Annotated in this window: 4 protein-coding genes and 1 pseudogene; all 5 read right to left on the bottom strand. The window is 73.8% G+C overall.

All coding sequences use genetic code 11. The features are described from left to right. Positions 1 to 153 precede the first annotated feature (153 nt). Entirely contained in the window at positions 154 to 1,050 is an 897-nt protein-coding gene (locus HGA02_RS09650; protein WP_210728387.1) for a type II secretion system F family protein, read from the bottom strand. Next, complete coding sequence (locus tag HGA02_RS09645) at positions 1,050 to 2,261, bottom strand: TadA family conjugal transfer-associated ATPase (protein ID WP_168678829.1); 1,212 nt, start codon at positions 2,259 to 2,261, stop codon at positions 1,050 to 1,052. The genes HGA02_RS09650 and HGA02_RS09645 overlap by 1 nt, the downstream gene beginning before the upstream one ends. A 486-nt stretch (positions 2,262 to 2,747) precedes the next feature. After that, positions 2,748 to 3,617, bottom strand: coding sequence for a TrmH family RNA methyltransferase (locus HGA02_RS09640; protein WP_168678828.1), 870 nt, complete (start codon positions 3,615 to 3,617; stop codon positions 2,748 to 2,750). 20 nt (positions 3,618 to 3,637) lie between these two features. Further along, positions 3,638 to 4,951 (bottom strand): endo-1,4-beta-xylanase, encoded by a 1,314-nt coding sequence (locus HGA02_RS09635; RefSeq protein WP_168678827.1) that lies wholly within the window; start codon positions 4,949 to 4,951, stop codon positions 3,638 to 3,640. A 61-nt stretch (positions 4,952 to 5,012) separates the two neighbouring features. After that, positions 5,013 to 5,196, bottom strand: a pseudogene (locus HGA02_RS09630) (hypothetical protein); the annotation flags it as partial.

The raw sequence follows: 5,196 nt of genomic DNA, 5'->3' as shown, positions 1-5,196 counted from the left end.
CGACGCCGACCGCGCGCGCGTACGCGCGGCTCTGGCGGCGTTCCTCGTCGAGCCGGGCCAGGGCGCTGCCCGCGTGCGTCGGCGGGGGTGCGAGGACGACGACGAGCAGGAGCACGCCGAGGCCGACGACCGCCCCCGCGAGGAGCACGAGCGTCATGACGCACCCCCCACCGGTACCTTGGCGTCGACCTGCGGCTGCCCGTGCCGGTCGGGCGTCGCGACGAGGAAGCGGGCCGGGACGTCGACGCCCGAGAGGCGCTTCATCCACCAGAACCCGGCGGCGAAGAGCGCGATGACGACCACCAGCACCGCCTGCCCGGTCGGGGAGCCGTACGGCGCGACGTACGTCGGGTTCAGGATCGCCAGGCCGAAGATCATGATCATCGAGAAGCCCATGACGATCTGCGCGGACCTGCGGGTCGAGGAGCGGCCCGCCGACACCCGCTGGCGCATGTCGAGCTCGGCGCGCGCGGACTCCGAGACCGACGTGAGCACCTGCCGCAGACCCGGGCCGCGCAGGCGCGAGTTGAGGATCAGCGCTGCGACGACGAGGTCCGCGCTCGGGTCGTCCAGGTCGTCGGCGAACCGCTGGAGCGCGGTGCTGAGCGGCACCCGGACACGCAGCCGGTCGACGAGCATGCGGAGCTGGGGCTGGATCGTCGGCGACGCCGCGTAGACGGTCGCGGGGATCGCCTGCTCGAGGCCGACCGCACCGGCGATCGTGTCGCGCAGCGACTCGGCCCACGACGCGAGGCCCTCGAGGCGGGCCATCGCCTGCTTCTCCGCCTTCGCCCCGCCGAAGAGCGACGTCCAGGACAGCACGAGCGCCGCGGCGGCGACGGCGGCCACCGGCCACCGCGTCACGACGAGGACCACCACGGCCGCGACGGCGGCGAGGAGCGCGCGGCGTCCGAGCCGGTCGACGAGCGACGGCCCGCCGTGCACGACCCCCGCGTTCCGCGTGCGCGGTCGCAGCGACTCGACGAGCAGCGCGATCCCGAGGCCGACGACGGCACCCGCGAGGACGACGAAGACGGTGGACGGCGCCATCACAGCCCCCGCATCGCGTAGCCGGGCGTGTAGCCCACGGCGACGAGCTCGTCGAGGCACGCGATGGGCGCGGACGCCACGGCGACGCCGTCGGGCCCGGGTGCGAACACCTCGCTCGACAGCACGCGGCCGTCGATGCCGTTGACCTCGCGGATGCTCGCGACGAAGCGGCGCAGACGCCCGCCGTGCAGGTAGTCGTTCTGCTTCTGCACGAACACCACGAAGTCGATCGCACCCGCGATGAGCATCATCGTCGCCTCGACGGGCAGCCGCTCCTGCGACTGGATCGCATAGGTCGAGATGCGGTTGAACACCTCGATCGACGAGTTCGCGTGGATCGTGGACAGCGACCCGTCGTTGCCCTGGCTCATCGCGTTGAGCATCGTGACGATCTCGTCGCCCAGCACCTCGCCGACGATGACCCGGCTGGGGTTCATGCGCAGGCTGCGGCGCACGAGCTCCGCCATGCTGATCGCGCCGTTGCCCTCGGAGTTCGGCAGCCGCTCCTCGAACGCGACGACGTTCGGGTGCAGGTCGGAGAACTCCCCGAGGCCCAGCTCGAGCGCGCGCTCGACGGTGATGAGCCGCTCGTGCGGGCGGATCTCGTTGGCCAGCGCCCGGAGCATGGTCGTCTTCCCGGCGTTCGTCGCGCCCGCGATCATGATGTTCTTGCGCGCCGCGACCGCCGCCGACAGGAACGCCGCGACCTCGTGGGTCACCGAGCCGAGCCGCACGAGGTCGTCGAGGTGCACGCGGGACAGGCGCGCCCGCCGGATCGAGATCGAGGGGCGCGCGCACACGTCCATGACGGCCGACATGCGGCTGCCGTCGGGCAGGCGGATGTCGAGCTGCGGGTTCGCCGAGTCGAACGGGCGGCTCGACAGGCCCGAGTACGCGCCGAGGATCTGGATGAGCTCGACGAGCTCGTCGTCGGACTCCGCGACGGGCGGCATGCGCGCCTCACGGCCGTCCGCGTACTGCACGAAGACGTTGTCGCACCCGTTGATGTCGACGTTCTCGACGTCCCGGTCGTCGAGGAGCGGCTGGAGCCGGCCGACGCCGTACAGCGCGGCGTGGATCCCGGACGCGAGCTCGCTCTCCTCGACCGGCGACGGCGGCGTGCGACCGGCGGCGATCTCCGCCCGCGCGTAGGCGTCGAGCACCCGGTTGACGACGGCGCGCGCGAACTGCCGCTCGTCCTGCCCGGACATCTGGGCCACGCCCGCCGCGGCGTCGTCGCGACGGCGGCTTGCGGTGGGCGCCGGTGAGCACCGCGGCGACGAGGCCGGCGGTGGCGTACGTGGACTGCGGGAAGGCGTAGCACGCGAACCGGAAGCCGTCGGCGGCGGAGCGCAGCTCGTGGCGCAGGCGGTCGGCGACCGCGTCGACGTCGACGGACCCGGGCACGACGTCGAGGGTCGCGTCGACGTCGGCGTGCTGGAACGTCAGGCGTTCGAGGAAGTCGAGGGCGGGGTGGGCGTCGAACGCCCCGGGGCCCCATGCGGCCACGTCCTACCTCCGTCCTCGTCGCACCCGTGCTCCTGCGGCGCACGCGAGCACAGCGAGGACCGCAGACGCCGGCGTCAGCCTCCGAGCCTGCCGCACGCCACCGACATCGCGCACCCCGATTCGCCCGAGCGGCCGCGTGTGCGTCTCGTCACACGTGACGCGCGGACGGTCCGTCGATCGACACCGGGTCAGGCGCGCGTCGCCCAGAACGCCACGGCCGCGGCGGCGGCGACGTTCAGCGAGTCCACGCCCCCGGCCATCGGGATGCGCACGACGAGGTCCGACGCGGCGACGGTGGCGGGCTTGAGGCCGTGCCCCTCGGCGCCGAGGACGAGCGCGAGCCGCTCGGGCGGGTCGGCGACGAGCTCGTCGAGCGTGAGCGCGTCGTCGGCGAGCGCGAGCGACGCGGTCACGAAACCGTGCGCGCGCAGCTCGTCGATGCCGTCGGGCCAGGGGTCGATGCGCGTCCACGGCACCTGGAAGACGGTCCCCATCGACACGCGCACGGAGCGGCGGTAGAGCGGGTCGGCGCAGCGCGGCGTGACGAGCACGGCGTCCACGCCGAGCGCCGCCGCGGAGCGGAAGGCGGCACCGACGTTGGTGTGGTCGACGACGTCCTCGAGCACCGCGACGCGACGCGCCCCGGCACCGTCGCGCGCACCTGCGAGCACGTCGGCGACGCGCGCGAGCGGCGGGCGGTGCATCGCCGCGAGCGCGCCGCGGTGCACGTGGAAGCCGGTGATCGCCTCGAGCACGGGCTCGTCGGCGACGTAGACCGGCACCGTGGTGCCGTCGTCGGGGAGGTCGGCGAGCATGCGCTCGAGGTCGGGGACCCACCGCGGCGCGAGCAGCACGGACCGCGGCCGGTGCCCGGCGCGCAGCGCGCGTCCGAGCACGGTCGACGACTCGGCGATGTAGAGGCCCTTCTCGGGCTCGTGCCGGGAGCGCAGCGCGACGTCCGTCAGCGAGACGTAGTCGGCGAGCCGCGGGTCGGACGGGTCGGTCACGGGCTGCAGGTCCGGGCGTGGCACGCGCCCATCCTCCCAGCCGCGCGCCATGCCTCCGGCACGAGGAGCGGTCAGGCGGGCAGACGCACCTCGACCGGCCCGGCGGCGCTGCCGTCGAGCACGAACGGCACCGCACGACCGTCGACCGACACGGTGTAGTCGCCCAGGAACCCGCGCACCGGCACGGTCCCGTCGTCGTCGGTCCGCACCGTGGTCGGCGCGAGCCACCACTCCTCGCGCACGAGCCGCCGCAGCGCGTCGTACGCCGGCTTGGGCGTGCCGTCGCGGCGCACGAGCCCGGCGGGTGCGCCGAGCCACGCGCCCTCGTCGGCGATCCCCCAGTAGGTCGTCGAGGCGACCGCGGGGTGCGCCAGGAGGGTGCGGTAGTGCCGCTCGAGCTCGTCGGCCTGCCGCGCCTCGCCCTCAGGCGTCGACGGCCACGCGTCGACCTGGTGGTCGTTGAGGTCGTCGATGTGCGCGGGCATGAGCTCACCCGACACGAGCGTCGTCTCGGTGAGGTGCAGCGGCAGGCCGAACCGCGCGAAGCGGTCGAGGATGCGCAGCGTCTTCTCCTCACCCCAGTAGCCCTGGTGCATGTGGGACTGCAGGCCGAGCGCGTCGACCTGGATGCCGGCCTCGAGCACGCCCTCGACCAGGCACTCGTACGCGGTGGACATGTCGAAGTCGTTGAGCAGCAGCGTCGCGCCCGGATTGGCGGCACGCGCGGTCTCGAACGCGAGGCGGATCGTCGGGATGCGGCCGCGGTCCCAGGCGAGACGCGTGAGCCCGTTCGGCTCCTTGTCGAAGACCGGCATGATGACGACCTCGTTGATGGCGTCCCACGTGTCCACGACGCCCGCGAACGCGGTGACGTCGCGTGTGATGCGGTCGCGGACGGCCGTCTCGACCTCGTCGACGGTGAGGTCGCGCAGCCAGGACGGCGCGACGGTGTGCCAGGCGAGCGGGTGTCCCTTGACGTGCGCGCCACGCTCGGCGAACCAGCGGGCGGCCCGCAGCAGGCGATCGGTGTCGGGACGGCCGCGCTCGCGCTCGAACTGCCCCCAGTAGAAGGGCAGCGTCACGGTGTTGAAGACGTCGAACCAGAGGTCGGCGAGCGCGGGCGCGGACCCGGTGCTCGCACCGCCGAACGCGGACGGCGCGTCGGCCGTCTCGCCGTTCGCGAGCCCGATGAGGTCGAAGCCGATGCAGCCGAAGCCGAAGGCGTGCCTGGTCTGCTCGACGACGACGTCCGTGCCGGGCAGCGGTGCACCGTCGGGTCCGCGCAGCAGGAGGCGGACGTCGGCGGTGCGGTGCGCGAGCGTGGGGTCGGCACCCCCGGCGGTCGTGGTGGTGGTCGTGACGGGGGCGTGCGAGAGGTCGGTCATGGGGTTGCGCGTGTCCTCGTGGTCGTCGTCGACCGGGGCGGGCCCGCCCGGTTCGATAACGTTATCGAACCTCGGCGACCCGAGCGTCCACCGACGCCCCGGCGGACGCCTCGCGCCGTAGCGCCGCGCCCCCGACCCAGCTCGCGACGGCACCCACCACGGCGATCACCGGCACGACGACGAACGCGGTGTGCGCGCCGACGACGTCCGCGAGCGCACCCAGCGCGAACGGTGCGACGCCGATC

The sequence above is a fragment of the Cellulomonas septica genome, assembly GCF_012396155.1.
In the GTDB taxonomy this organism is placed as follows: domain Bacteria; phylum Actinomycetota; class Actinomycetes; order Actinomycetales; family Cellulomonadaceae; genus Cellulomonas; species Cellulomonas septica.
The sequence above is the reverse complement of the archived record's forward strand: the minus strand, read 5'-3'. Positions and strand labels throughout refer to the sequence as shown.

Excerpts from the sequence above, each read along its gene's own strand:
- HGA02_RS09650 (WP_210728387.1), bottom strand. The coding sequence starts at position 1,050 with ATGGCGCCGTCCACCGTCTTCGTCGTCCTCGCGGGTGCCGTCGTCGGC.
- HGA02_RS09645 (WP_168678829.1), bottom strand. The coding sequence starts at position 2,261 with ATGTCCGGGCAGGACGAGCGGCAGTTCGCGCGCGCCGTCGTCAACCGG.
- HGA02_RS09640 (WP_168678828.1), bottom strand. The coding sequence starts at position 3,617 with ATGGCGCGCGGCTGGGAGGATGGGCGCGTGCCACGCCCGGACCTGCAG.
- HGA02_RS09635 (WP_168678827.1), bottom strand. The coding sequence starts at position 4,951 with ATGACCGACCTCTCGCACGCCCCCGTCACGACCACCACCACGACCGCC.